General features: G+C 34.9%; 23 protein-coding genes. 13 read left to right on the forward strand and 10 right to left on the reverse strand.

The window, feature by feature from the left end; all coding sequences use genetic code 11:
* Nucleotides 1-61: 61 nt before the first annotated feature.
* Nucleotides 62-904: a DUF2911 domain-containing protein gene (locus ACXAGJ_RS00265; RefSeq protein WP_474836059.1), complete on the forward strand. Its 843-nt coding sequence runs from the start codon at nucleotides 62-64 to the stop codon at nucleotides 902-904.
* A 73-nt stretch (nucleotides 905-977) separates the two neighbouring features.
* Here ACXAGJ_RS00265 and ACXAGJ_RS00270 read toward each other — a convergent pair whose 3' ends face one another.
* Nucleotides 978-1,955 (reverse strand): Gfo/Idh/MocA family protein, encoded by a 978-nt coding sequence (locus tag ACXAGJ_RS00270; protein WP_474836061.1) that lies wholly within the window; start codon nucleotides 1,953-1,955, stop codon nucleotides 978-980.
* A gap of 227 nt (nucleotides 1,956-2,182) precedes the next feature.
* On the opposite strand from ACXAGJ_RS00270, the gene ACXAGJ_RS00275 reads away from it, so the two are divergent.
* A complete protein-coding gene (locus tag ACXAGJ_RS00275) occupies nucleotides 2,183-2,515 on the forward strand; it encodes a hypothetical protein (protein ID WP_474836063.1) in 333 nt (110 codons plus the stop codon).
* 11 nt (nucleotides 2,516-2,526) lie between these two features.
* Here ACXAGJ_RS00275 and ACXAGJ_RS00280 read toward each other — a convergent pair whose 3' ends face one another.
* The 3 genes from ACXAGJ_RS00280 to ACXAGJ_RS00290 form a co-directional block, all read right to left on the reverse strand.
* Nucleotides 2,527-4,254, reverse strand: coding sequence for a sodium:solute symporter family protein (locus ACXAGJ_RS00280; RefSeq protein ID WP_474836065.1), 1,728 nt, complete (start codon nucleotides 4,252-4,254; stop codon nucleotides 2,527-2,529).
* Between the two features lie 163 nt (nucleotides 4,255-4,417).
* The gene (locus ACXAGJ_RS00285; protein ID WP_474836067.1) at nucleotides 4,418-6,916 is read right to left on the reverse strand and encodes a PIG-L family deacetylase; all 2,499 of its coding nucleotides are present in this window, start codon (nucleotides 6,914-6,916) and stop codon (nucleotides 4,418-4,420) included.
* 114 nt (nucleotides 6,917-7,030) lie between these two features.
* A complete protein-coding gene (locus ACXAGJ_RS00290) occupies nucleotides 7,031-9,205 on the reverse strand; it encodes an endonuclease MutS2 (RefSeq protein WP_474836069.1) in 2,175 nt (724 codons plus the stop codon).
* 86 nt (nucleotides 9,206-9,291) lie between these two features.
* On the opposite strand from ACXAGJ_RS00290, the gene ACXAGJ_RS00295 reads away from it, so the two are divergent.
* Complete coding sequence (locus tag ACXAGJ_RS00295) at nucleotides 9,292-9,957, forward strand: uracil-DNA glycosylase (protein WP_474836071.1); 666 nt, start codon at nucleotides 9,292-9,294, stop codon at nucleotides 9,955-9,957.
* On the opposite strand, the gene ACXAGJ_RS00300 is transcribed toward ACXAGJ_RS00295, so the two are convergent.
* Nucleotides 9,958-10,128, reverse strand: coding sequence for a hypothetical protein (locus ACXAGJ_RS00300; RefSeq protein ID WP_474836073.1), 171 nt, complete (start codon nucleotides 10,126-10,128; stop codon nucleotides 9,958-9,960).
* 284 nt (nucleotides 10,129-10,412) lie between these two features.
* On the reverse strand, nucleotides 10,413-11,264 hold the full coding sequence (locus ACXAGJ_RS00305; protein WP_474836075.1) for a substrate-binding domain-containing protein: 852 nt from the start codon (nucleotides 11,262-11,264) through the stop codon (nucleotides 10,413-10,415).
* Between the two features lie 150 nt (nucleotides 11,265-11,414).
* Here ACXAGJ_RS00305 and ACXAGJ_RS00310 point away from each other — a divergent pair, with 150 nt between their 5' ends.
* Nucleotides 11,415-11,561 carry a hypothetical protein gene (locus ACXAGJ_RS00310; RefSeq protein WP_474836077.1) on the forward strand — a complete coding sequence of 49 codons (147 nt, stop codon included), beginning with the start codon at nucleotides 11,415-11,417 and terminating at the stop codon, nucleotides 11,559-11,561.
* A gap of 83 nt (nucleotides 11,562-11,644) precedes the next feature.
* On the opposite strand, the gene ACXAGJ_RS00315 is transcribed toward ACXAGJ_RS00310, so the two are convergent.
* Genes ACXAGJ_RS00315 through ACXAGJ_RS00330 form a run of 4 tightly spaced genes read right to left on the reverse strand, consistent with a single transcriptional unit; the run spans nucleotide 11,645 to nucleotide 14,789 of the window.
* Entirely contained in the window at nucleotides 11,645-12,529 is an 885-nt protein-coding gene (locus ACXAGJ_RS00315; protein WP_474836079.1) for a nucleoside phosphorylase, read from the reverse strand.
* Nucleotide 12,530: 1 nt separating this feature from the next.
* Complete coding sequence (locus ACXAGJ_RS00320; protein ID WP_474836081.1) at nucleotides 12,531-13,472, reverse strand: DUF1835 domain-containing protein; 942 nt, start codon at nucleotides 13,470-13,472, stop codon at nucleotides 12,531-12,533.
* 21 nt (nucleotides 13,473-13,493) lie between these two features.
* Nucleotides 13,494-13,826 (reverse strand): translation initiation factor, encoded by a 333-nt coding sequence (locus ACXAGJ_RS00325; RefSeq protein WP_474836083.1) that lies wholly within the window; start codon nucleotides 13,824-13,826, stop codon nucleotides 13,494-13,496.
* A 12-nt stretch (nucleotides 13,827-13,838) separates the two neighbouring features.
* Nucleotides 13,839-14,789 carry an isopenicillin N synthase family dioxygenase gene (locus tag ACXAGJ_RS00330; RefSeq protein WP_474836085.1) on the reverse strand — a complete coding sequence of 317 codons (951 nt, stop codon included), beginning with the start codon at nucleotides 14,787-14,789 and terminating at the stop codon, nucleotides 13,839-13,841.
* Nucleotides 14,790-15,044: 255 nt separating this feature from the next.
* Between ACXAGJ_RS00330 and ACXAGJ_RS00335 the strand changes: the two genes are divergently transcribed.
* The 9 genes from ACXAGJ_RS00335 to ACXAGJ_RS00375 all read left to right on the forward strand — a co-directional run bounded on the left by ACXAGJ_RS00335 (nucleotide 15,045) and on the right by ACXAGJ_RS00375 (nucleotide 26,286).
* Complete coding sequence (locus tag ACXAGJ_RS00335) at nucleotides 15,045-17,051, forward strand: alpha-ketoacid dehydrogenase subunit alpha/beta (protein WP_474836087.1); 2,007 nt, start codon at nucleotides 15,045-15,047, stop codon at nucleotides 17,049-17,051.
* 257 nt (nucleotides 17,052-17,308) lie between these two features.
* Entirely contained in the window at nucleotides 17,309-18,304 is a 996-nt protein-coding gene (locus tag ACXAGJ_RS00340) for an SDR family oxidoreductase (protein WP_474836089.1), read from the forward strand.
* 38 nt (nucleotides 18,305-18,342) lie between these two features.
* Entirely contained in the window at nucleotides 18,343-19,626 is a 1,284-nt protein-coding gene (locus ACXAGJ_RS00345; RefSeq protein WP_474836091.1) for a nucleotide sugar dehydrogenase, read from the forward strand.
* Between the two features lie 49 nt (nucleotides 19,627-19,675).
* On the forward strand, nucleotides 19,676-21,217 hold the full coding sequence (locus tag ACXAGJ_RS00350) for a lipopolysaccharide biosynthesis protein (RefSeq protein ID WP_474836093.1): 1,542 nt from the start codon (nucleotides 19,676-19,678) through the stop codon (nucleotides 21,215-21,217).
* 2 nt (nucleotides 21,218-21,219) lie between these two features.
* Nucleotides 21,220-22,500: a hypothetical protein gene (locus ACXAGJ_RS00355; protein WP_474836095.1), complete on the forward strand. Its 1,281-nt coding sequence runs from the start codon at nucleotides 21,220-21,222 to the stop codon at nucleotides 22,498-22,500.
* 4 nt (nucleotides 22,501-22,504) lie between these two features.
* Nucleotides 22,505-23,473, forward strand: coding sequence for a polysaccharide pyruvyl transferase family protein (locus ACXAGJ_RS00360; RefSeq protein ID WP_073312833.1), 969 nt, complete (start codon nucleotides 22,505-22,507; stop codon nucleotides 23,471-23,473).
* Between the two features lie 13 nt (nucleotides 23,474-23,486).
* Nucleotides 23,487-24,599 carry a glycosyltransferase family 4 protein gene (locus ACXAGJ_RS00365; RefSeq protein WP_474836097.1) on the forward strand — a complete coding sequence of 371 codons (1,113 nt, stop codon included), beginning with the start codon at nucleotides 23,487-23,489 and terminating at the stop codon, nucleotides 24,597-24,599.
* Nucleotides 24,596-25,717 carry a glycosyltransferase family 4 protein gene (locus ACXAGJ_RS00370; protein ID WP_474836099.1) on the forward strand — a complete coding sequence of 374 codons (1,122 nt, stop codon included), beginning with the start codon at nucleotides 24,596-24,598 and terminating at the stop codon, nucleotides 25,715-25,717. Before ACXAGJ_RS00365 ends, ACXAGJ_RS00370 begins: the two co-directional genes overlap by 4 nt.
* Complete coding sequence (locus tag ACXAGJ_RS00375; RefSeq protein ID WP_474836101.1) at nucleotides 25,714-26,286, forward strand: serine O-acetyltransferase; 573 nt, start codon at nucleotides 25,714-25,716, stop codon at nucleotides 26,284-26,286. Before ACXAGJ_RS00370 ends, ACXAGJ_RS00375 begins: the two co-directional genes overlap by 4 nt.
* Nucleotides 26,287-26,301: the final 15 nt, after the last annotated feature.

The raw sequence follows: 26,301 nt of genomic DNA on the forward strand, positions 1-26,301 counted from the left end.
TGTAATCCTTATTTTCGTTACCGTTATTATTGAAACAAATCACAAACTAAATTAACACACAATGAAAAAAATTGTCTTATTTCTTTCTGCTGCGCTCTTGTCGTTTGGCATAGAAGCACAAGTAAAAACTCCTCAACCTAGTCCTTCTTCTAAGATTGAGCAGGTTATTGGATTGACCGATGTTGCTGTAGAGTATTCTCGACCTAGTATGAAAGGAAGAACTATTTTTGGAAACCTAGTTCCTTATGATAAACTATGGAGAACAGGTGCAAACAAAAATACTCAAATCACATTTGGTGATGATGTAAAAGTAGAAGGTAAAGAGCTTAAAAAAGGTACTTATGCGATTTTTACTAAACCAGGAAAAGAAAACTGGGAAGTAATTTTTTATAGCGATGCAAATAACTGGGGTACTCCAAGAAATTGGGATGATTCTAAAGTAGCCGCTACTGCGACTGTAAAAGCAAATACATTACCTATGAATGTGGAAACTTTTACGATCATGTTCAGTGATTTTACAATGAGTGGTGCTACAATGAACATTATTTGGGCAAATACTGAGGCAGCGGTAAAAATTGAAGTGCCAAGTAAGAAAAAGGCGTTAGCTAGTATCGAGCAAGTTATGGCTGGACCATCTGCAGGAGATCATTATCAAGCTGCAGTTTTCTATAAAGAAATCGAAAACTTTGATAAAGCTGCGGAACATATTGACAAAGCAATTTCGATGAGAAAAGAGCCTGCGTTCTGGTTTCACAGACAACAATCTTTGATCTATGCAAAAAAAGGAGACAAGGATGGGGCAATAAAAGCTGCTAAAACATCGTTAGAATTAGCAGAGAAGGCTGGAAATGCCGATTACGTAAAATTGAATAAAGATTCCCTTGCAGAGTGGGGGGCTAAATAATCACTCTTTTTCACACACACAGATCAGAAAAGCGTTCCAAACCAACTGGAACGCTTTTGTTATTTGATATACTTTAATACTGAAGACTTACTTCATTTCTTACGTTGTCTAATAGCTTAATTAGCTGTAGGCTTTTTTCAAAAGTCATAATGTCACTTTCGGTTCTTTTTTGAAGCAACATTTGTTGTACATGTTCAGCCTCAAAATTGTAGCCATTGGTGGTCACAGGGAATTCAAATAACTCTGTTTTACCATCTTTTTCAATAGTTACCGAAGATGGTTCGTGAAAACGACTATTGATCATAATCGTACCATATTCTAATTCGATCTTTGCCATTGTTTGGGTTTGTTGTGTAATTGCACTAAATAAATTAGCCTCCACATCATTTTGATATTTCAGTATCATTCTACACTTATGATCAACACCAGTATCACCAATTTCTGCTTCTGCTTTGACACTATCTGGGTACCCTATAAGACTCAACGCAGCAAAAAGCGGATAAATACCTACATCCAAAATGCTTCCTCCACCAAGGCTTTTGTTGAAAATTCTTCCGTTGGGATCAAATGGAGCAGAAAAGCCAAAATCTGCTTCAAGGTTTTTAATTTCACCAAGTTTCTTAGATTGGATCAATTCCAATACATATCGGTAGTGAGGTAGGAAATATGTCCAGAGTGCCTCCATCAGAAATACATTATTAGATTTGGCAGCTTCTATCATTTCGGTTACTTGTTTCAGATTCATCGCAAATGGCTTCTCGCACAATACTGCTTTTTTGTGATTGAGGCAAAGTATGGTGTTTTCATAATGAAACACATGAGGTGTTGCAATATAAATTACTTCAACATCAGGATCTTTAACCAATGCTTCGTAACTACCATAACTCATTGTACTTTTGAATTCATCTCCAAAGCGTTTTGCCTTTTCTTGATCTCTACTTGCTACTGCATGTAGTGAAGCATTTGGAACCGATTGTAAATCTTCTGCAAATTTTTGAGCGATTTTACCGCAACCAATAATTCCCCATTGTATAGATTGATTTGAAGACATAGAAGATATTTCATTAATAGTGTTATCAAAAATAGTTAAAAAGGGCTTGTTTTCTTCTCATAAAAACAGGTAAATACCCGTTCTTTTTTGTTTTTGTTATCGAATTGATACTACGAGTTTATTTTGTTGAAATATTCGTAATTATCAGATTTAAAACTACTTAAGTTTTGTGAGTTTATGTTAAATTCCTTATATTTAGGTAATTCTCACCTTAAAACCTTATTACCATGAATAAATCAGCTACTCTAGAAAACAAGTCCATTAGGCAACCTCATTTTATGAGATTGAATTTGATGAATCGAGAACTAACCAGAATGTTGGCTCGATTACATTCTTACCAATGTGAGCCTTGTACTTCGGAGATGTATGATAAGTTTTTAAGGTTAAATCATGATGGTCATAGACTGCAGGATACCATAGAAAAAATAAGTAAAGTATTAGATAGTACTACAAAGTTCCCTAAAGCTATACTGGATGAAATAGATGCGGTAATGCAGCGATATCACGGGTATCAAAAATCACTTACTTCTTACCTTTCTGAAGCGATTATTCATCACTAATTTCAATTAACTTACATTTTGTAATTCTCTTCTTCCAATGGATCATTATTTGACCCCATTACGGATTGTATCATAATGGCGATACCCATTACCAATACGCAGCCAAATAGGTTCAGCCATAAATAGGGCATCCAGTCATTGTACCATCCTATGATAACAATTACTTGGGTGATAATGGCTGCGATGAAGGTGGCATTACTTTTTACATACTTTATAAAGAAAGCAAGTAAGAAGATACCGAGTACATTTCCATAAAAAATAGAACCTATGATATTAACAAGCTGAATTAGGTTGTCGAATAAATTAGCAAAACAAGCCACCAAGATGGCGAGAATACCCCATAAAAGGGTAAAAAGCTTTGATGCATTAACAAAATGCTTATCGGTCTTATTGGTTTTGACATTACGTTTGTATAGATCGATAGCCGTAGTAGACGCCAGCGCGTTTAATTCTGAAGCGGTAGATGACATCGCAGCAGACAAAATTACCGCCAAAAGCAAACCAATTAATCCTCTTGGTAAGTTGTTTAATATAAAATGTATGAATACATAATCTTTATCATTGGTTTCTACATTAGCATCTGCTTTTTCGATTAGAGTTTTGGCTGCCTCACGATTAGCAATATCTTCTGCATTCAATGTTTTAATTTGATTTTGCAAAGCAGCAGTGCTCTCTGTATTATCAGTATTCCCTTCGTTTAGGTGTCGTACATATTCATTTTGTACTTTCTTTTTTTCGGTATATACTTGCCGATTCTCTGCTTCTAAGTTTTGATACGCTGATTGGTATTCTGAGCTTTCAATGACTTCTTTGGCCTTTGGATTAAAATTAAGTGGAGAAGGGTTGAATTGATAAAAAACAAAAACCATAACTCCAACCAATAGAATAAAGAATTGCATAGGCACTTTTAAAAGAGCGTTAAATAGCAAACCTAATTGACTCTCTTTAATCGATTTTCCCGACAAATAACGCTGCACCTGACTTTGGTCCGTTCCAAAGTAGGAGAGGGCCAGGAAACTTCCTCCTATAATTCCACTCCAAAAAGTGTAACGATTGTCCATATCAAAAGAAAAATCCAATATATCCATCTTGCCACTGGCACCTGCAATTTCCAATGCTTTGCTAAATGTCACTCCTTCTGGTAGATAACTTATGATTAAGAAAAAAGCAATGAACATCCCCGAAAAGATAATGGCCATTTGTTGTTTTTGAGTCACACTTACTGCTTTGGTACCTCCGGTGACTGTATAGATAATTACCAAAACTCCAATAATAATATTTAGGGTAGTGAGATTCCAACCTAAAACGGCAGATAAAATAATAGCAGGAGCAAAAATGGTAATCCCTGCAGATAATCCTCTTTGGACCAAAAATAAGATAGCCGTTAAGCTCCTGGTTTTGAGATCAAATCTGCTTTCCAGATATTCGTAAGCTGTATATACATTAAGTTTATGGTATAAAGGAATAAATATCATACAAATCACCACCATGGCGATTGGAAGTCCAAAATAAAACTGAACGAATCCCATCCCGCTATGAAAAGCTTGTCCTGGAGTAGATAAAAAGGTTATCGCACTGGCTTGAGTTGCCATTACGGATAAACCTACTGTCCACCATTTTGCTTCGTTACCACCACGGATATACTCTTGAACATTTTTACTTCCTTTGGTTTTCCAGGCTCCGTAAAGCACAATAAACAATAAAGTGATAATGAGAACTATCCAGTCTATACTTTGCATAGTGTTTGATTAGGTGGGTTGAAAATTTTAAACTAAAGCTATTTATGAAAACTTTGCGGTGATGAGATAGAATAAAAGAATATACACTGCATTTGCAATAAGTATCATCGAATACCATTTTTTCCAAACAAATTTCTCTTCGTTCTTCATGCTTTTAGATCTTTTATTTTCCTAAAGATAACATATTAGCAAATAAACGATAAGCACCAGATACTCCCGCAGGGAATTCTCGAAAGAAACTTAATCCGGTATATACGTAATATCCTTTACCATACTGAGCTACTAATAAAGGCCCTTTTTTTAGAGACTCTCCTTTATCATTTGCCGCCAAAATAGGAGTGTATTCGCTAGACCATTTGCTAGGAAAATATAAGCCTCTCTCTTGCACCCAACCCGAAAAATCCTGAGAAGAGATTTTATTAGGAGTGTTTAGCACCTGATGATCTGGGGCCAAAAATGTAATTTCTGCATTTTCGTCGGTAACCCGATCTCTAGACAGTTGGATAGGAAAGGGACCTAAGTTGTCTTTTACCTTTAGTCGATGACTTGTATTATATTGTATTACAAGATTCCCTCCATTTTTTACATAATCTAATAAGGTTTGCTGTTTGAATTTGAGTTCTTCTACAGTATTATAAGCTCTAATACCCACTACAATGGCATCGTATGCCGATAAGGTTTCGGGCGAAATAGATTCTGGATGTATAGTCGTTACTTTATATCCTATTTGTTCTAGACTTTCGGGAACAACATCTCCGGCACCTTCTATATAACCAATATTCTGTCCTTTTTTCTTGATGTCTAAGCGAACTACTTTAGTTTGAGAAGGCAAGGCTACCGTTTGAAATGGAATATGATCATAATCTATAGTAATTAACTCTTTGGAATACGTTTTTCCATCTACAGTTATTTTGGGAGAAATATACCCTTCACTTTGTTGTTGCGGAGCAGTGAGTTTAAAAACCACTGTTTTTTCTTCTCCTTTTTGTGCTAACTGAAAATCTATGTTAGAAGGTTCAATACTCCAGCCTTGTGGATGGTCTAAAGTAATAGATCCTTTCAAATTAGCTTTACCAGACTTAATGGTAACCGGTACTTGTTTTGAAGGCCCGTTAGCGTAAATAATTACTTTATCTTTTATTCCTGCAGATACTACGGGGATGATTTCAAAAGGTTTGTAAACCTCACCTTTTACAGGATCATTAGTTTTATAAACCACATCTTTGGTAAAAGAAACAGGTGTGCCTTCGATATCAAGATTAAAAACAGCTTTTATTTTATGATCAGTTTCCGGTTTACCAATAAGGTTACGATCGTCTACCTTGTACATCCCTAAGGTTCCTTTTTCATTTAACCAATAAGGGTTTGTTGCCTCAAACGATGCAGGTATTTTACCTTTTAAATCAATAGTTTGCTTTTCGTTATTAGCTAATACTTTCTCGACATTTTGAGTACTTCCTATAGCATCAAGTGTGATAGATTTTAAAGTAATTGAGCTTGCACTTCTATTAATGGCTTCAATTTTTATTTCAACATCATTACCCAAAGAACTATTAGATTCAGCAGAAACTGCTTCGAGATAAAGACCGGAAGCTGCAGTAATGATTTCCTTTATTTCTTTTGATTTCAACGTTTTCCAATGTTCATCTTCTAACTGTTGTATTAAGGAATAAGCTTTGACCAATTGAGGTACACAAGCAGAGGGATTTCTGAAATCAAAATCCTTTTCAACTTGATATAAGATATCACCTATGGCTTTACCTCCTTTAACTCTGTTCCAGGAAGTGTCAATACCATCAAAGACATTAGTTTTATCTTGTGGAAGATCTCCTTTTATAATTTCGACATATTCTTTTTGTTTTCCTCTAGAACCAGTACTTCCAAATCCTTGAGATTTGTGTTGACTTCGACTAAGCGAAGCAATTTCAGTATTAGATAAGCCTATCTCAGGGTAAAAAACACCCGTATCAAAAGACATTAACTTTGATTTGTCTGCTTTTTCGAAATTTTCTCTACTCCCGTAGAACCACCAAGAAGTATTAAAAAACAATCGCTTGGGTTGCCAGGTAGATACATATTCTAATTGATCCGGGAAAACAGAAGAATCTGCGGTTAGATCAAAAGCTTCTTCGCTCAACATCGCCGAAGTGGTATGATGACCGTGCGTTGTACCTGGAGTTCTATGATCGAAACGATTGATAATAATGTCTGGTTTGAACTTTCTGATGGCCCATACCACATCACTCATCACCTGATTTTTATCCCAAATAGATAAGGTTTCATTTGGGTGTTTTGAAAATCCAAAATCATTGGCTCTGGTGAATATTTGTTCACCACCGTCGGTTCTTCTTGCTGCTAATAGTTCTTGTGTTCTGATCACCCCAAGAAGTTCTCGAATTTCTGGTCCAATCAAATTTTGTCCACCATCACCTCTGGTTAAAGAAAGATACGCCGTTCTTGCTTTTACCTTATTGGCCATGTAGGAAATAAGTCTAGTATTCTCATCATCCGGATGAGCAGCTACATACAATACAGAGCCAAGGAAGTTCAACTTTTTGATGGCTTCATGGATTTCTGCAGAGGTTGGTTTATTTGGCTTTTGAGCAATACTATTGATCGGAATTAAAAGACTAAAACCAATAACTAGGAGTAACTTTCGCATAATTCTTTAGTGCAATTTTGATTGTAATTGCACCAAATATATAAAGATAAAACGCGCAGAAAAGTGGTTTAAGTATACTTTAACAGGGGATAGTTACCAATATAGTGTTGGCTTTTATTTCTTTGATCGTTCTACAAACTCTAATTGATCCAGAGTAACATTTGTAGTAAAAACACCATAGTTTACAATCGCTTTTTCCTTTTCGATAGTATCAATCGTTCCTACTGATTTTCCATCGATCATGCGAACCCGATCTCCAACTTTTAGGGTAACTTTGGGTTTGTTTTGTATTATTTTTTCTTCTTTCTTTTTTTCTTCTTTTTTCTTTTCCCGAATTACTTTTACTTTTTCGGTAACTTCTTTTACAACCTTTTGTTCCTTGGTTTTCTTGATCTTGCGTTCTTTGACGGATTGTTTTTTTCGTTTCGAATTTTCTACTTCTACGATTTTTAGAAATTCATTAATCAATTCGCGCTTTCTTTTGTTATTGAAATACTTCTCGCTTAGATCATTCACTTTTTGACCAAGGTATATCATACGTTGATTCGCATCATAAAGTTCTTGATAGCTTTCAAGTTTTCGCTGTATACGATCGTTGATTTTCTCTAATTTTTCTTTTTGAGCCTCTGCTTTTTGCTCTTTGGTTTTTAAGGAAGAAGTTGTTTTTTGAAGCTTTGATCGTTCCTTTTGCAGGTTTGCGATACTTTTATCAAATCTAATCTTGCCTCGCTCTACTTTTTTCTTGGCTTTGTTGATTAAGCTATATGGAATGCCATTTTTTTGAGCAACCTCAAAGGTAAATGAACTACCTGCTTCTCCTAGATGTAATTTGAAAAGAGGTAATAGCGTTCTTGAGTCAAAAAGCATATTGGCATTGGTCATGTTCGGAAGCTCATTAGCCAACATTTTTAAATTTGCGTAATGTGTGGTAATGATTCCAAAAGATTCTCTTTCGTAGAATACTTCGAGAAAAGCTTCAGCCAGTGCACCTCCTAATTCTGGATCGGATCCGGTACCAAATTCATCAATCAGGAATAAGGTTTTGTCATTACATTTCCGAAGAAAGTAATTCATATTCTTCAGGCGATAACTATAGGTACTCAAATGATTTTCTATGGATTGATTATCTCCAATATCAGTAAGAATTACATCAAACAAGCACATTCTGCTGTATTCGTGCACCGGAATTAAAATACCACTTTGCAACATTACTTGCAATAAGCCAATAGTCTTTAGCGTGATACTTTTTCCTCCAGCATTAGGCCCAGAGATCACTATTATTCTATTATTCTGGTCGAGAGATATGGTTTGCGGAAATGTTTTTTCTCCCTTTTCTATATTGCTGAGATACAATAAAGGATGATAAGCATCTTTTAGGGATAATTCTCTACTGTCTGTTATTTTTGGAAGCACCGCATTTAACTGGTTGGCATATTTTGATTTTGCGCCTACAATATCGATATCACTCAAGTATTCCTGATACTCCTGTAATAATTCTGTAAACGGACGTAGTTTGTTGGTGAGCTGTTTCAGAATTTTTACTACCTCTTCTCGTTCTTCATATTTCAGATTGCTTAGTTCACGACTAAATTGTAAAGTAGTTTCAGGTTCAATATATACAATGCTGCCTGTTTTGGAATTTCCCATAATCGCTCCTTTTACTTTGCGGCGATACATGGATTTTACAGCTAGGACTCTTCTATTGTCAACTACACTTTCCTTGATTTCATCCAAATACCCTAAGCTGTTGTAATGGGTAAGATCCTTGCCAAAACTTCCATTCAGTTTTCCTTGGATGATGTTTATTCGTTTTCTGAGTTGTAATAAAACTGCCGAAGCATTGTCTTTTACTTCTCCAAACTTATCTATTACAGCATCAACACAAAGAATAATTTCTTTGGTAAAAGGTATTTCGGTCGATGTTTGATATAGAAAAGGGTAAAGCTCTCTATTAGATTTGAAAAAATGTAATAGGTCATTACAAGTAACACTTATGGAAACTAATTTTTTCAAGTTTGACGCTTCCAAAAACGTATTTTCAATGTTGAGGAGCTGGATTTCCTTATTGATACTATCAAATCCATGATTTGGAATACGGGCATCGTTGAGATAAGATGATTTATATTCATTAACATGCTGTAAGGAGATCATTAAAAGTTCTTTGCTCTCATGCGGAGTGATTTGCAAAGCTTTTGATTTACCATAATCAGTAACACATAACTCGGCAACATGCACAAGAACTTTATCTAATTCTAGGTCCTTAAGTGTTTTTTCAGAAATACGAATCATACTTTTTTAAAGCCATTTTTTTGGCCTATATTTCTCAAGTTTTTAAGAGAAGCAAAAGTACATAATTAGAATAATTTATCGTGTAGATGGATGTAAATATTGAACCCGGCTGGAAAGAACAGCTAAAAGAAGAATTTGACAAACCCTATTTTTCAGAGTTGGTTAACTTCGTAAAGATGGAATATGGAAGTAATACTTGTTATCCCGCAGGTTCTAGAATCTTTTCGGCTTTTGACTACTGTAGCTTTGACGAAGTAAAAGTAGTGATTATCGGTCAAGATCCGTATCATGGGGTAGGGCAAGCCAATGGTTTGTGTTTCTCTGTAAATGATGGTATAGCAATGCCACCATCATTAATCAATATATTTAAAGAGATAGAAACTGATCTAGAGATTCCTTTTCCAGAAACCGGAAATCTGGAACGATGGGCGAAACAAGGTGTATTGCTTTTGAACGCAACTTTAACGGTAAGAGCGCATCAAGCAGGTTCTCATCAAAATAGAGGATGGGAGAAATTTACGGATGCTGTTATCAAATGTATTTCTGATAAAAAAGAAAAGGTGGTGTTTTTACTATGGGGTGGTTTTGCTAAAAAGAAAGGAGCAAAAATAAATAAGAATAAGCATTACGTACTAACAAGTGGGCATCCCTCACCACTTAGTGCGAATAGAGGATACTGGTTTGGTAATAAGCATTTCAGTAAGGTAAATGAATACTTATTGCAAACAAATCAAACCAAAATACAATGGTAGCTACGCTGCAGTTTGTATTTCTGAGCTTTTTGCTTTGCTGGTATTGATGTGGTTGATTTTTCCTTTGGCCTTGGCCTTTTTCTTTCTGCCATCTACAGATTGCATACTAAAGCGCAACAGCACAAAGTTAAAGGCGATCAAACCTATTAGTATTAGTAAAAAAGTAGTCATAGTGATTTGTTAGTTAATTATTAGATGCATTGAATACAAAATGGTTGCTTATGCGTTAATAATTAGTTCATTGGGGTAGGCTTGGCAAATGTACAAAAATATTTTATTTCTGTATGTATTTGAGTTATAGATAATTAATTATTAACGGTTTGATAAATTTTGACTCTGATCTTCATATATATTATAGTTTTACTCTTAATTTTTTAACATTCCTTTAGTATAAAACGTTTTAAACCTAAAACACCCTACCTCAGTTTAAAAAAATATTTTAAAATTTAATAAGATTAAAATCTATACATCAAATCTTCGGGAGAAATGGTTTCATCAATAATATTCAACGCGTGTAATTGTTGTTGAATATAAAGAAGTGTCTTTTGATCGATAATTGATTGACTCCATTGAGTTATGGTTAGCCATTTTTGGATATCCTCTAAACGCTGATCATATCTATAAGAAAGGGTTCGATCTATACTTGGGATGTTTTTGAAATCAGCCGTTGTTGTATTGATAATATTCAGGATTTTTTCTATTTGATCATGTTTTGTTTTTATAATTTCATCTCTTACTGCAATGACAAAACATGGCCATGGGGTTGGATAATCTGCAACTCTTCTGAAAGTTCCATTATCTACCAAAGGCTTGGTAGTAAAATGTTCCCACATAAAATAGTCGGCTTTTCCTGCAGTAAGTGCGTCTATAGCTCCGTTTAAATTTTGCGTGACTTCAAAGCTTAATGAAGAAGTATCCCAATTCTGTGATTGTGCATTCATATAAGCCATTAGTTCAGAACCAGAACCATATCGGCTTATAGCTACTTTGGTATTTTCTAATTGAGATAATTCGGTGTAAGGAGAGTTAGATGCAACATGTATACCCCATATTAATGGTGTTTGAATATAGGTTTGTACAATTTTGGATGGATTACCACCTATAATATCTTTAACGATGCCTTCGGTAAGAATAATTGCCATATCAATTTCTGAAGCACGTAACGCCTCACACATAGCTCCAGTACCGCCATAATAATCGGTCCATTCAAGTTGTATACCTTCTTTTTGATAGCTTTCATCTTCTATGGTTAGGTGCCAAGGTAGGTTAAAATGTTCAGGAACTCCTCCTATTTTTATAGTATGCATGCGTAACAAATTAATAAAAACATGTATTTCATCGATTATTTTTGTTTTTTAACGATGAAATTAAATTCTTTTTTTTATATTTGACCTATTATTCTTCCATTCAAGAGTATATTTGATAATAAGTTCAAACCCAAAATAAAAACAATTGCTATGAAAAAGAATTTTCTTAAAACCAAAAACACTTATGTAAAGGTTGCCAAGTTAAAAAATAATCCTGTTGAAAATGGAATTGTAGTTTTTATCGGGGTTTTATTATTAACAAATTTACTGATAAGTCTCAAAATATTGTTTGGTTAATAAAGAATCAAAATTGCCCTAATTATTTTCATAATATTTTAATGATAAAAAGATGAGTATTCGTACTCATCTTTTTTTGTTAGTTATTTAGTTGTATTGAAATTTATGATTTTAGATAGTGTGTATTCAATAAGTTGGTCCACAGTTTGTTTTGGATGTTCGCTGAATGTTCCTGTAACTCTATTCGCTAAAATTGCATTCATTGAAACAGCTTTATGACCTAAAAGCTTTGCCATTCCATAAATTCCCGCAGTCTCCATCTCCAAATTAGTTATCCTTTTTTCATTGTACCTAAATGAAGTAATCTTATCATTCATTTTTTTATCAGGAATTGCAAGTCGCAATACTCTTCCTTGTGGTCCATAAAACCCAACGTTAGTCGCGGTTATCCCTTTTTGGGTAAGTGAGCTATGCATCTGTTTTCCTAACTTTTCGTCATACTCAACTGCATAGGGGAGTGATTTGTTTGTACTCCAGTTCAAATGCTCTATCAAAGATGCTGATAGTTCTTTTTGCTGTATGGATTCACTTTTATAGAAATGAAGAAGACTATCAAATCCGATGGCCATCTCCGAAATAACAAAACTATCTACATCAATTTCTTTTTGTACAGAACCAGAGGTGCCTATTCTTATGATATTTAGAGAAGTAAGTTCTGGTTTAACTTCTCGTGTATTCAGATCAATATTTACTAATGCGTCTAACTCATTTAAAACAATATCTATGTTGTCTGTGCCAATTCCTGTAGAAATCACTGTAATTCTATGACCTTTATAGGAGCCAGTTTGTGTATGAAATTCTCGTTTTCGAATTACAAACTCTACAGATTCGAAATATTTGGTTACATCGTTTACACGATCGGGATCCCCTACAGTAATAATAGTTTGTGCTAAATGTTCTGGCTTTAAATTAAGGTGATAGATACTACCGTCTGTATTGAGAATGAGTTCTGATTCGGCTATAGGCATATTATAGTTTTAATAGGGTATGCGTTTCTGTATTGTACAAATAATCGTATTTTTTTACTCCTCCGTAATACCAATCTAACTTTTGAGTGTTGTAAAAATTCTTTTTACTTTTCAGAGCTAGCTTACCTCTTTCGGACAAATTGAGTTGATCTTTGGTTTGATCCAAAAATTGAAAGAGTCTTGCAATTACTCTTTTCATTTGCATATCTCCATATCCATAATACCCTTGATATTCTAATGCATATCCCATAAGTTGACGAACATTTTTTATTTGATATTTGTCGATCATTTCAAGGATGTTGTGTTCTAATATGTTCAATCCGGTGAGCATATTCGGGAAACGCTGTAAATGAGCTCTTAAACAAATAGAAAGGTATTCAAAAGAAGATTGTTTTTTGATCTGACCTGCGATCTTTTTAGGATTAGATTCGCAATATAATGTCCAGACATAATCAGCTAATTCTAGATCATCTAGTGAAAGCAATATTTTATTTTGATAATGTATTTTTAATTGTGCCGTAGACAGTTCGCATAAACCCATTAATTTTTTATCACTCTCTGTTCTTCCACTGCATACAAGATAGATTGGTATATCTTGTATTCCTTTTCTCATCAGTAGGCTTATAGCAGCAATCATATTGATATGACAAAACAGATCATATTCGAACCACAAGATAATTTCATCATAGTTTTGAAGATTATCTAGTAGTTGCAGCTGAGAAACAAATTTAGTTTCATAATCGTTAGGCGCGATACGGTAGTATTTCTTTAAAAAATCTTTTCGTTTTTTTATGCCGTCATCGCTTTCTATTTTAACAGAGGTGGGGCCTTCGCATAACATTTCGCGCCATGTAAAAAAATCCCCTTCTACAAGTTGCAGCTCTTGTAATCGATCTGTTAGACTGTCTCCGTTAGTGATATGTAATATTCCTCCTGTTGCCAAAATAAAATACAGGTAATTATGTTAACCTCCTACTCGTTTTACTTTAAATCCTTTCTCTTTTAGGATGTTCATAATCTGATCACGATAATCTCCCTGTATAATGATAGCATCATTTTTAAAACTACCTCCCACACTTAAACGTGTCTTTAACTCTTTGGCTAATTTTTTAAAATCTTCATCAGCACCCGTATATCCCTCTAGAATGGTAATAGGTTTTCCCTTTCGCTTTTCATACTTACAAATTATTGGATCATCTTGCATCCATAGTTTATCTTCTGGTGCTTCTGTAAGGTTTTCCTCTTCGTTAAACTCGTGATCAGGAAAAAGGTTTTTCAATTGATCTTGTAAATCCATATTATCCTTAGCCTATTTTTTTATCAATCCTATCTCTACCAACCGCTGATGCAAAAACTCTCCAGCGGTTATGTCATCATATTGCTTTGGATTTTCAGAAGTTACACACTCTTCCAAACAATTCAACTTCATGTCACTTCTAGGGTGCATAAAGAAAGGTATAGAATATCTCGGTTTACCCCATTGTTCTTTGGGTGGATTTACAACCCTGTGTATAGTAGATCTTAGCTTGTTATTGGTATGTCTTTCTAACATATCTCCCACATTGATTACCAATTCGTCATCTTGGGGTATAGCATCTATCCATTCCCCATCCTTACGTTGTACTTGTAAGCCTCCTGTTGAAGCACCCATTAGCAGTGTGATCAAATTAATATCTCCATGTGCACCTGCGCGTACAGCACCTTTTGGTTCTTCGGTAATAGGAGGGTAGTGAATCGGTCTTAGAATGCTATTCCCGTTACTTGCCCAATGATCAAAATAATTTTCGTCCAAACCAATGTATAAAGCCAATGCTCTTAATACATAAATTCCTGTTTTTTCCAGCATGCGGTAGGCTTCCATACCCGTTGCATTAAAATCTTCAAGTTCATCTACCACTATATTTTCGGGGTACTCTTCGATAAGGTTAGCATCTTTATCAGGTTCTTGTCCAAAATGCCAAAACTCCTTCAGATCACCTTCTTTTTTCCCTTTAGCATGTTCTTTTCCAAAAGAAGTGTATCCTCGTTGACCTCCTAGACCTTCAATTTCATACTTTTCCTTGGCTTCTACAGGTAAAGCAAAGAAACTTTTAACTTCTTTGTATAGATTTTCTACTAACTGATCGCTTAAGAAATGATTTTTTAAAGCTACAAAACCTATTTCTTCGTAGGCTCGTCCTATTTCATTTACAAATTTTTGCTTCTTAGCAGGGTCTTCAGATAAAAAATCTGCTAAATCAATACTAGGTATATTATTCATTGGATATATGCTTAATTATTGAAGAACTAAAATAAGGTGTATTTTACATAAAAACCATGGATTCTCTCCAAAAAGTTTTAAGGTTTAATTTCTGATCAAATTAATTATTTTTAGAATTATTAATAAGAAACTAAGGTAAATTTAATTAATTCGTATGATTGTTTGAATTAAATTAACAACTACTTAATAATATTCCTTTTTTGCTGCGATTTCTGAAGCAAAAAATAATTACATTTATTCTTTTAATTCTCATGTATGGATTACATTTCTGATGAAAAATCACCCCTCCAATTTGATAGAAAGCAATTGGACAACGAGACCTTAATTTCCCTTTACGAGAAGATGGTCAAACCAAGATTGATTGAAGAAAAAATGTTGGTGTTACTAAGACAAGGTAAGATCTCAAAATGGTTTAGTGGTATTGGGCAGGAAGCGATTGCCGTTGGGGTAACTGCTGCATTGAATCAGGATGAATATATTTTGCCAATGCATAGAAATCTTGGGGTATTTACGACAAGAAATATTCCATTATTCAGATTGTTTTCTCAGTGGCAAGGTAAATCGAACGGATTTACGAATGGTAGAGATCGTTCCTTTCATTTTGGAACGCAGGAATTTAAGATTGTAGGTATGATTTCTCATTTGGGTCCACAAATGGGGATAGCATGTGGGATTTCTTTGGCTAATGTTTTAAAGAAAAATAATAAGGTTACTGCTGTATTTACTGGAGAAGGAGGAACTAGCGAAGGTGATTTTCATGAAGCACTGAATGTAGCCTCTGTATGGAGTTTACCCGTACTGTTTTGTGTTGAAAATAATGGCTATGGTTTATCTACTCCAACCAGTGAACAATACAATTGTACAGATTTGGCAGATAGAGGAAAGGGGTACGGAATGGAATCTCATGTAATCGAAGGAAATAATGTTTTGGAAGTCTACACCAAGGTTGCCGGGTTGGTCAAAAGTATTCGGGAGAATCCTCGTCCTGTACTGTTGGAATTTAAAACGTTTAGGATGCGTGGACATGAAGAAGCTAGTGGAACCAAATATGTCCCTCAAGAGCTTATGGATTTTTGGCAAACAAAAGATCCGATAGACAATTATAGAAGTTATTTACAAGATTTAGGTCTTTTATCATCTGTTGAAGATGAAGCTTTACAAGTTGCTATTAAACAAGAGATAGATGAGCACTGGGAACGAACAAATGCGGAGGAGAATGTTGTCGTAGACCTAGAAAAAGAAATGAAAGATGTGTATGCTCCGCATGATTTTCATAGAGTTGATCCAAACGAGACTTCCAAAGAATTGAGATTAATAGATGCAATCTCGCAAGGCTTGTATCAAGCGATGGGAAAGTATAAGGATCTTGTAATAATGGGACAAGATATTGCAGAGTATGGAGGAGTGTTTAAAATAACCGAAGGCTTTGTCGAAGCATTCGGTAAACAAAGAGTGAGAAACACTCCAATCTGTGAATCTGCTATTGTTTCTACAGGATATGGGTTGTCTGTAAATGATCATAAGGCTGTGGTAGAGATGCAATTTGCTGATTTTGTGTCTTCAGGATTCAATCCAATTGTCAATTTATTGGCAAAATCCAATTACAGATGGGGGCAAACTGCCGATGTAGTGATTCGTATGCCATGTGGAGCAGGAGTAGGAGCCGGCCCTTTTCATAGTCAAACCAATGAAGCATGGTTTACCAAAGTGCCAGGGCTTAAAGTGGTATATCCAGCGTTTCCAAAAGATGCAAAAGGTTTATTAATTAGTGCAGTAGAAGATCCTAACCCGATACTGTTTTTTGAGCATAAGGCATTATACCGTAGTATTCGACAAGAAGTGCCAGAAGATTATTACAATCTACCTATAGGGCAGGCCTCTATTCTGAAGGAAGGAAACGATATTACCATTATTAGTTATGGAGCGGGAGTGCATTGGGTGTTGGAGACTTTGAGTAAGCATGAAGCTATTTCAGCAGAAGTCATTGATTTACGAACATTACAACCTCTGGACACGACTACTATTTATGCCTCGGTTAAGAAAACCGGAAAGGTAATTGTGCTACAAGAAGATACTTTATTCGGAGGGATTGCTTCAGAAGTAGCGGCTCTTATCATGGAAGAGTGTTTTGAGTTTTTGGATGCACCCGTAAAAAGAGTAGGGAGTATAGAAACACCAATACCTTTTGATTCAGGATTAGAAAAACAGTTCTTAGCAAAAAATGTTTTTGAAGAAGAATTAATTCGATTATTACAGTACTAATTTTGTCTTTTTTACATTAAGAAAACGTTATTGTTAATAAAAAACGTTAAAAAATTAAATATCTGATTTTTAGTTAATTAAATGGTTTTCGTAGGCTCAATGGTTGTTTTTTTACGTTAACCGACACACCCAGAATTTAAATAGGGGTAAAATCCCCTTTAACATATGTTGTATGTTCTTTTGGTAAATGTTAATTTCGCGCTGGCTATGGAAATCATAGTTTTGGGATTAAAAAACAGGGGGTTAAAACATAATACATGGACACTAAACAGATAGAACAGTTGCGTTCTTCAAGGATACTCGTGACTGGTGCTGCGGGTTTTATTGGATCTAATCTTTGCGAAACCTTATTGGATCTAGGCAGCAATGTGGTAGGAATGGATAATTTTGCTACCGGACACAGAAAAAATATTTCTTCATTACTAGAACATCAGAACTTTACTTTTGTAGAAGGAGATATTAGAGATTTGGATGCTTGTCATAAAGCATGTGAAGGTGCAGATTTTGTATTACATCAAGCGGCACTTGGGTCTGTTCCACGTTCTATAAACGATCCAATAACCAGTAATGAGGTAAATGTTGGAGGATTTCTAAATATGTTAGTTGCTTCCAGAGATGCAGGAGTTAAACGTTTTGTGTATGCGGCAAGTTCTTCTACCTATGGAGACTCCAAGGCCTTACCTAAGATTGAAGAAAATATCGGTAAGCCACTTTCTCCATATGCGATTACCAAATATGTGAATGAATTATATGCCGATAACTTCAAAAGAACTTATGATTTAGATACTGTTGGATTACGTTATTTTAATGTTTTTGGACGTAAACAAGATCCAGAGGGAGCATATGCCGCAGTAATTCCTAAATTTGTAATGCAATTGATGAAACATGAATCACCCGTAATAAATGGTGATGGTAGTTTTTCTAGAGACTTTACTTATATAGATAATGTGATTCAGATGAATATTTGTGCAATCACAACAGATAATACAGAGGCATTGAATAATGTATACAATACGGCATTTGGTGAAAGAACATCTCTTAATGAATTGACAGTATTATTAAAAGAATATTTATCAGAATTTGATGCCGACATCGCTAATGTGGATATACAGTATGGGCCAGAGCGAAAAGGCGATGTTCCGCATTCGTTGGCTTCTATAGATAAGGCAAAAGCTCTTTTGGGGTATGACCCTAAGTTTGATATGAAAACTGGATTAAAAGAAGCTGTAAAGTGGTATTGGGATAATTTATAATCTTATTCACCAGCAAACACAATAAATAAACAACCATTATGCAAGATACTAGGATCGCAGTAATCGGATTGGGATATGTAGGACTTCCGTTAGCAAGATTATTCGCCACAAAATTCCCTGTAGTAGGATTCGATATTAATCAAAATAGGATATCAGAATTGCAATCAGGTACGGATTCTACTTTAGAAGTAGAAGATGATTTGTTGAAAGAGGTATTGAAAACGAATAATGATCTTACATCAAATGGTTTGTTTTGTACTAATAACATTGAAGAAATAAAGGATTGTAACTACTATGTAGTTACTGTACCTACTCCGGTGGATAAAAATAACCGCCCGGATTTGACACCTTTGTATAAGTCTAGTGAGACTGTTGGATCTGTACTTAAAAAAGGAGACATAGTTATTTATGAATCTACAGTATACCCAGGAGTTACTGAAGAAGAATGTATACCGGTTCTTGAAAGAATAAGCGGATTAAAATTTAATACAGATTTTTATGCAGGGTATTCTCCAGAACGAATAAATCCTGGAGATAAGAAACATACCGTTGAAAAAATCCTAAAGGTTACGGCAGGCTCTACTCCAGAAATAGGAAAAAAGGTAGATGCATTATATGCATCTGTGATTGAAGCAGGAACACATCTTGCACCAACTATAAAGGTAGCTGAAGCTGCAAAAGTGATCGAAAATTCACAACGAGATATCAATATTGCTTTTGTAAATGAGTTGGCAAAAATCTTTAATTTAATGGATATCGACACACACGATGTACTTGCCGCTGCGGGAACAAAGTGGAATTTTTTACCGTTCAAACCTGGTTTGGTAGGAGGACATTGCATTGGAGTAGATCCTTATTATCTGGCTCAAAGAGCACAGGAATTTGGATATCATCCCGAGATTATTTTGGCAGGTAGAAGATTAAACGATAGTATGGGGAATTATGTTGCTTCCGAAGTAATTAAGCTAATGGTAAAACATGATATTCATATCAAGGGAGCTAATGTTTTAGTATTGGGAGTGACCTTCAAGGAAAATTGCCCTGATGTTCGTAATACGAGAGCCGTTGATGTAATTGATCAATTAAAGGATTTTGGAACTAATGTAACGGTTTATGACCCTTGGGCAAATCCGGATGAAGTAATGCATGAATACAATCTAGAAACGACTACTAATATTCCAAGTCAAAAATTTGATGCGATTGTTCTTACGGTAGCACATAAAGAATATTTGGATGTTGATCTTAACACTTTGCTGGTGCCCAATGGGGTTCTCTATGATGTAAAAGGAATTCTGGAAGGAGATGTACAAGGAAGATTATAAGTATTACCGAGTTTTTAATTTTAGCAACTAAACAACTAATACATCTAAATTGAGCCAACTAAAGAAAGGAGCGTTACTTACGTACTTAAAAATTGTGCTTACCAATGTTATAGGAATAATGATGACACCGTTCATCGTTAGCAATATTGGAAAGGATGAATATGGTATATTTAATGCTGTTGGGGCACTAATAGGCACAATTGCTCTTTTGGACTTTGGCTTAACTAACACCGTAGTTCGTTTCGTTGCAAAATACAGAGCAGAAAAGGATAGAAAAGGTGAAGAGAATTTTCTGGCAACGGTGCGATTAATATACTTTGTTATCTCGATGCTGGTTATCTTGCTGGGTGTTATTTTTTATTTCTTTCTAGATACTTATTTTACCAAGTTCAATGCCGAGGAAATTAGAATTACCAAGATCATGTTTGTAATTCTGATTATAAATCTGGCGATATATCTTCCTGGTATGATTTTTACAGGAATCTGCAAAGGGTATGAAGCTTTCGTTTTTCCAGAATCTGTTGGTATTATTAGGTACCTTCTTAGATCGGCAACCATAGTAGCAGTTCTTTTGTTTGGTGGTAAGGCGATATCATTGGTGATAGTAGATTCGTTGTTTAATTTGTTTACTATTACGGTTACAGGGTATTATGTTTTCAAAAAATTAAAAGTAAGGTTTAAACTTCATCAACTTTCTAAACAATATATCCTTCATATTTTTAAGTATTCTGGTTGGATCTTTGTATTTTCATTAGTAGCGATGTTGCAGTGGAAATCCGGAAGTTGGGTGTTGGGATCTATGAGTTTGCCAAAAGTACTTGGTATTTACGGTATTGGGATTGCTCTAGGATCATATTATGGAACTTTTTCAACTGCTATATCTAGTGTTTTCTTACCTAGGGCAACACAAATGTCTGTAAATAATGCATCTGGCGAGGAATTGACAAGTATGATGATTAAATTAGGTAGGTTGTCTTTTATCATATTAATGTATGTGCTTGGAGCTTTTATCTTGTATGGAGAGCAGTTCATAAATTTATGGGTTGGAGGAGGAGATGCTGAAAACTCTGGAAGATATACTCAAAGTGAATGTAAGGAAATCTATATTATTGCAGTTGCTATTATGGTTGGATATACTTTGCCATTGTTACAGGCTTTTGGAAACTCTATTCTTGAAGCAAAGAATAAATTGTCCTTCAAAGCAATACTCTATTTTGTTTTTATGTTTTTGGGCACATTATCAGGATGGCTATTGGCTTATAAGTATGGGGCTATAGGAATGATTTCTGGACTTGTAGGGGGATGGTTGATTGTGCAGAACGTAATGAATTTTTACTATCATAAAACCATCGGATTGAATATTTTTAGGTTTTTCAGAGAAATGTTACATAAGTCATCCTTGGTTATAATTTTAGTGATTTTCATAGGGTATTTTATCAATTATATTCCTGGAGAAGGTTGGCTTAATTTTGTGATAAAAGGAATTACCTATACAGCAGTATTTATTCCGCTAATGTACTTTTTGGGAATGCTGGACTATGAAAAACAATTATTTATCAAACCAATAGCATCAGTGCTGAAACGAAAATAAGAATGGATACAGTTAAGCTACAACATATTTCGTATTCTGATAATGGTCAAAAAATAAATTATGCGTATACCACCCAAGGTAATGCGCAAAAGTACTTTGTTCAGGAAAAACCTTTGTATTCCAAATACTTGGTAGATGTAAGTACAGTTCCCGATAGTATAGCGGTGATTCCTTTTTTGTCTAATTTACTTCCGATAGCTTGGTTCGCTGGATTTACCATAGAAGTAGATGAGGTAGATGAAGATTTCTATCATTCTCAAGAAGTTGTTAAGAAAGAATTTGAAAAGAGAGATACTTCCAGAACACTTTCAGGAGGATTAACTGCAAAAACTTTAATAAAGAACAATTGCAAAGGTGATAAAGCAGCTATGTTATTTAGTGGAGGCGTGGATGCTTATGCAACTTACATCAGAGCTTATGAGAAAAAGCCAGATTTAATTACTTTGCTAGGAGCAGATATTGAGATAGAAGATCAAAAACAGTGGACAGAGTTTACCGACTTTATAGAAAATGAAGAGCTATTAAAAAACAACCATAAAGAATATATAGAAACCAATCTTAGAGATTTTTATACCTATCAAGTAGAGTTATTGCTTAATGATATTGGCTGGTGGGGAAAAGTACAACATGGTTTGGCGCTAATAGGAGCTCTAGCTCCGCTTTCATTTTTATATAATTATGGATCGATTTACATCGCTTCTTCATACACTGATAATATTGATATAGACTGGGGTTCTACACCAGAAATGGATGAAAAAATTACCTGGGGAGGTGGAATCAAAGTGTTTCATGATGGTTACGAACTAAAGCGCCAAGACAAAGTTGATCTTATTGCTGGTTTTGCTTCAAATACAAACACCAAATTCAGATTACGGGTATGCTATTCTGAAAGACGAACAGAATTTAACTGTAGCAGTTGCGAAAAGTGTTTCAGAACAATTTTGGGATTAATATTGAATGGGAAAGACCCTAATGATTATGGCTTCAATGTTGATGAAGGCATATACGAGAAGTTTTACACCGTACTTGATATCGGTGGTGCGAGTAAAGGAGTACGATACTTTTGGTGGGAATTAATGGAGAAGGCAAAGTCGGTTGATGATTTCTTTATTTTTAAAGATAAAGAAATTGAGACTCAGCAGATGAATGACATTCGAAAGGGAAAAATTGATCGGCTTTTAGAACACAAAATAAATAATCCTCATAAAGGAATTCACCGAATGAAATTTATTTTAAGAAATAAATTTCCATGGTTGATCACATTATACAGAAAAATAAAATAGACAGATGAAATACGGGTTATTAACATACGATGAGAATAGACGTTTTTTTAACGTAGGAGACAATATTCAGAGTTTGGCGGCTAAGCAGTTTTTGCCTAAAGTAGATCAATTATTAAATCGCGAAAGGCTGGCAGAATATTCTGGAGAACCAATCAAATTGATCATGAATGGTTGGTTTACGCACAATACCCATAATTGGGTGCCGTCAGAACCGATAGATCCGGTATTTGTGTCTTTTCATATGAACAATACTGCGGCTCCTTTTATGCTTAGTGAAAAAGGAATTGCTTATCTAAAAAAGCATGAACCTATAGGATGTAGAGATCAGTTTACAGCAGATACACTGAAAGCAAAAGGTATCGATGCTTATTTTACAGGTTGTCTCACGCTAACTTTGGATTCATACAAAGTTGATGATGCTGAAAGAGGAGATCAGATTTATATCGTAGATCCATTATATAGTTACCCAAGACCAGAAAAAGTATTTTATAATACAAAAAATACGGTAAGGAATATCCTGAATGGTTCTGCATTCCAATTGGGTAAAAAGAACAAACATCTTAAGAATTTTATCAGCAAAGAGGTTTTAGAAACTGCAGAGTTCATTAATCAGGAACCACCTTCAAACAAATACACCGACGAGGAGAAGTTTGATATGGCTGAGAATCTACTCAAAAAATACGCAAGAGCGAGACTAGTAATCACTTCAAGAATTCATTGTGCTTTACCTTGTTTGGCTCTAGGTACTCCTGTGATATTTGTAAATGGGTTTGACAGTTTTGTAGATTCTTGTCGTTTTGATGGGATCTTAGAACTCTTTAACCGAATAGACGTGAATAGTAAAACAGGTGAGTTTACAGCTAATTTCCCTCTAGAGGGGCAAATTGGTTTGGATACGATGGTGAAAAATTTGGAGAAACACCATGATCTAGCCAATGCATTAAAAGAAAAAGTAACCAGTAAACTAAATTAGAAACTGCTTAGTGATGAGACTGGTCTATATTGTAAATAGAATCGATGGCCCTGGCGGATTAGAAAGAGTACTTTCTATAAAAGCCAGCAGGCTTGCTGATCATTACAATTATGATATACATGTGGTTACCTTAAACCAAAACACCAACGAGCTTTTTTATCAATTTAGCCCAAAAATTAAATATCATAATATTAATGCAGCGGGTAATCCCTTGGTTCATGCATACAAATATGCAAAAGGACTGAGAAAAGTGATTAAAAAGATAAAGCCCGATGTGATTGCAGTTTGTGATGACGGACTGAAAGGGTTTCTGGTGCCAAAAATTTTAAATAAGCCGTGTCCGATGATTTATGAACGGCATGTTTCTAGAAATGCCGTGATTAAACAAGGGGCTAAATCTTTTACTTCGAAAATTTCCGACCGTATAAAATCGGCACTGATGAATTTTGGAGGGCGATCTTATGATCATTTTGTAGTACTTACCAAAGGTAATTTAGAAGAGTGGACCTTTAAAAACTTAAAGGTAATTCCTAATCCATTATCGTTTTATCCAGAGGAGAAAAGTACACTGGATAACAAGAAAGTGCTGGCCGTCGGTAAACAAAGCTATCAAAAAGGATATGATCGTTTACTGAAGAGTTGGAAGACAGTTGCAGATAGACATCCCCAGTGGGAGCTGGATGTGTATGGTACTATAGATAAGAATCAAAAGCTGGATGATTTAGCTCTGGAGTTAGGGATAACAGATAAGGTGAATTTTTATCCACCTGTGAGAAACATAGCTGAAAAATACCAACAAGCGTCGTTATATACCATGTCTTCGAGATATGAAGGGTTTGGAATGGTGCTTACAGAGGCAATGGCCTATGGAGTTCCCTGTATTTCATTTGATTGTCCTTATGGTCCTTCAGATATTATTTCGCATCAGGAAAATGGAATTTTGGTAGAGAACGGAGATGTAGACGGGTTTGCTCAAGCCATTCTTGCCCTTATCGAAAATGAAGAAGAAAGAAAGTCCTTTGGAGTAAATGCTAAAGAAGCTGTAAAGAAATACCTTCCAGAAAAAATAGGAGAGGAGTGGGATACTCTGTTTAGAAGTCTAACAAATACAACAGTATCTGCATGAAAATCCTATTTATCATAGATCAGGTGTATTTGCATGGAGGTATAGAACGAGTACTTTCGATTAAAGCAAACTATTTTGCGCGGCAAGAAGACAACGAGGTTTTTATCATAACTAGTGAGCAAAAAGACAACGTTCCTTGTTATGTTTTTGATGAGCATATAAAGTTTCAGGATTTAGGAATTAATTACAATAGGTATAAATCCTATTTTCATCCTAAAAACCTGTTGAAATTACCAGGTCATATCCGAAAAACAAAATCGTCGATTAAAAAGTTTCAACCTGATGTGGTTGTAGTTTGTAGCCATAGTGCAGACACCTATTTTGTTCCTTTTTTAGTAAAACGCGTTCCTAAAGTAAAAGAGTTTCATTATTCAAAATTTATTGAAGAGGGAAAGCGTAAACGTCCCGGAGTTTTCAAGAAATGGTTTTTTAGGTTTGCAGATTATGTAGAGTCAAAATATGACAAGTTAGTCATCTTAAATAATGATGAGTCTAACTATTATAAGAGCAATAACACCGTGGTTATTCCTAATCCGTTGACGTTCTATCCCAATGAAGTCTCCAAAGGCACTGCCAAAAGAATTATTACGGCCGGTAGAATAGCACACGTAAAGGGGTATGATATACTAATTGATATTTGGAAATTGGTTCAGAAAAATAAGACCGATTGGCAACTTCATATCTTTGGAGATGGAGATAAAGGATATACTAAACAATTACAGGATAAAATAGATAAAGAAGAACTAGGCGACAGTTTACAACTCAAAGGATCTACGTCAAATATTCAAGGAGAGATGTTGGATTCTTCTATTTTTGTAATGAGTTCGCATAATGAATGTTTTCCTTTGGTATTGTTAGAAGCGCAAGCCTGCGGTTTACCTATTGTATCATTTGATTGTCCATATGGTCCAAGAAATATTGTAGATACAAAAAACGGGATTTTAATACCTATTTATGATAATGAGACTTTTGCAGATCAATTATATCAACTGATGAATGATTCAGATCGGATCAAAGAAATGGGTAAAAATGCAAGAGATAATGCACAACAGTATCAATTAGAGCCCGTAATGGGGATGTGGAAAAATATGTTTAATCAATTAATTGATAAATCATGAGATCGTTAATCATCAATTTCTATAAACTGTTTTTGTTTCCTCATGTACTTTTGTACTATAGAAGTAGAAACAAATCTGCCATAGATATGGATATTGATCGTTGGGCTTCTGCCAAAGGACTTACAGGGAGTCGAAGATCCTTATTATTAAGTTTTTTGGCGACTTCTCCTGATTTCAGAACAGTATTCTATCATAGAAACAGAGGTATGTTAGCTTCTTTATTGAATATCTATTGTAGAAAAGAAAAATATTTCAGAATCGATATCAGTACCAAATTAGGTGGAGGGATTCTTACCGGACATCCATACAGCACTATTTTGAATGCAGAGGAGATCGGAGAGAATTTTTACGTCAATCATCTGGTAACTCTTGGTGAAGTTGATGGTAAAAGACCAACCATAGGAAATAATGTTTCTGTATATACAGGAGCAATTATTATTGGAGATATAAAAATTGGGAACAACAGTGTTGTAGGAGCTGGATCCGTTGTAGTAAAGGATGTTCCCGATAATTGTGTAGTAGTAGGAAACCCTGCTAAAATCATTAAAAAAGACGGAAATAAAGTATAATTAAATTCTAAATTG

The sequence above is a fragment of the Aquimarina sp. AWH4_224 genome (assembly GCF_056160245.1).

Excerpts from the sequence above, each read along its gene's own strand:
- ACXAGJ_RS00315 (WP_474836079.1), bottom strand. The coding sequence starts at position 12,529 with ATGCCTATAGCCGAATCAGAACTCATTCTCAATACAGACGGTAGTATC.
- ACXAGJ_RS00345 (WP_474836091.1), top strand. The coding sequence starts at position 18,343 with ATGCAAGATACTAGGATCGCAGTAATCGGATTGGGATATGTAGGACTT.
- ACXAGJ_RS00280 (WP_474836065.1), bottom strand. The coding sequence starts at position 4,254 with ATGCAAAGTATAGACTGGATAGTTCTCATTATCACTTTATTGTTTATT.
- ACXAGJ_RS00285 (WP_474836067.1), bottom strand. The coding sequence starts at position 6,916 with ATGCGAAAGTTACTCCTAGTTATTGGTTTTAGTCTTTTAATTCCGATC.
- ACXAGJ_RS00325 (WP_474836083.1), bottom strand. The coding sequence starts at position 13,826 with ATGGATTTACAAGATCAATTGAAAAACCTTTTTCCTGATCACGAGTTT.
- ACXAGJ_RS00360 (WP_073312833.1), top strand. The coding sequence starts at position 22,505 with ATGAAATACGGGTTATTAACATACGATGAGAATAGACGTTTTTTTAAC.
- ACXAGJ_RS00330 (WP_474836085.1), bottom strand. The coding sequence starts at position 14,789 with ATGAATAATATACCTAGTATTGATTTAGCAGATTTTTTATCTGAAGAC.
- ACXAGJ_RS00370 (WP_474836099.1), top strand. The coding sequence starts at position 24,596 with ATGAAAATCCTATTTATCATAGATCAGGTGTATTTGCATGGAGGTATA.
- ACXAGJ_RS00275 (WP_474836063.1), top strand. The coding sequence starts at position 2,183 with ATGAATAAATCAGCTACTCTAGAAAACAAGTCCATTAGGCAACCTCAT.
- ACXAGJ_RS00290 (WP_474836069.1), bottom strand. The coding sequence starts at position 9,205 with ATGATTCGTATTTCTGAAAAAACACTTAAGGACCTAGAATTAGATAAA.
- ACXAGJ_RS00300 (WP_474836073.1), bottom strand. The coding sequence starts at position 10,128 with ATGACTACTTTTTTACTAATACTAATAGGTTTGATCGCCTTTAACTTT.
- ACXAGJ_RS00340 (WP_474836089.1), top strand. The coding sequence starts at position 17,309 with ATGGACACTAAACAGATAGAACAGTTGCGTTCTTCAAGGATACTCGTG.
- ACXAGJ_RS00305 (WP_474836075.1), bottom strand. The coding sequence starts at position 11,264 with ATGCATACTATAAAAATAGGAGGAGTTCCTGAACATTTTAACCTACCT.
- ACXAGJ_RS00375 (WP_474836101.1), top strand. The coding sequence starts at position 25,714 with ATGAGATCGTTAATCATCAATTTCTATAAACTGTTTTTGTTTCCTCAT.
- ACXAGJ_RS00365 (WP_474836097.1), top strand. The coding sequence starts at position 23,487 with ATGAGACTGGTCTATATTGTAAATAGAATCGATGGCCCTGGCGGATTA.
- ACXAGJ_RS00295 (WP_474836071.1), top strand. The coding sequence starts at position 9,292 with ATGGATGTAAATATTGAACCCGGCTGGAAAGAACAGCTAAAAGAAGAA.
- ACXAGJ_RS00270 (WP_474836061.1), bottom strand. The coding sequence starts at position 1,955 with ATGTCTTCAAATCAATCTATACAATGGGGAATTATTGGTTGCGGTAAA.
- ACXAGJ_RS00265 (WP_474836059.1), top strand. The coding sequence starts at position 62 with ATGAAAAAAATTGTCTTATTTCTTTCTGCTGCGCTCTTGTCGTTTGGC.
- ACXAGJ_RS00335 (WP_474836087.1), top strand. The coding sequence starts at position 15,045 with ATGGATTACATTTCTGATGAAAAATCACCCCTCCAATTTGATAGAAAG.
- ACXAGJ_RS00355 (WP_474836095.1), top strand. The coding sequence starts at position 21,220 with ATGGATACAGTTAAGCTACAACATATTTCGTATTCTGATAATGGTCAA.
- ACXAGJ_RS00310 (WP_474836077.1), top strand. The coding sequence starts at position 11,415 with ATGAAAAAGAATTTTCTTAAAACCAAAAACACTTATGTAAAGGTTGCC.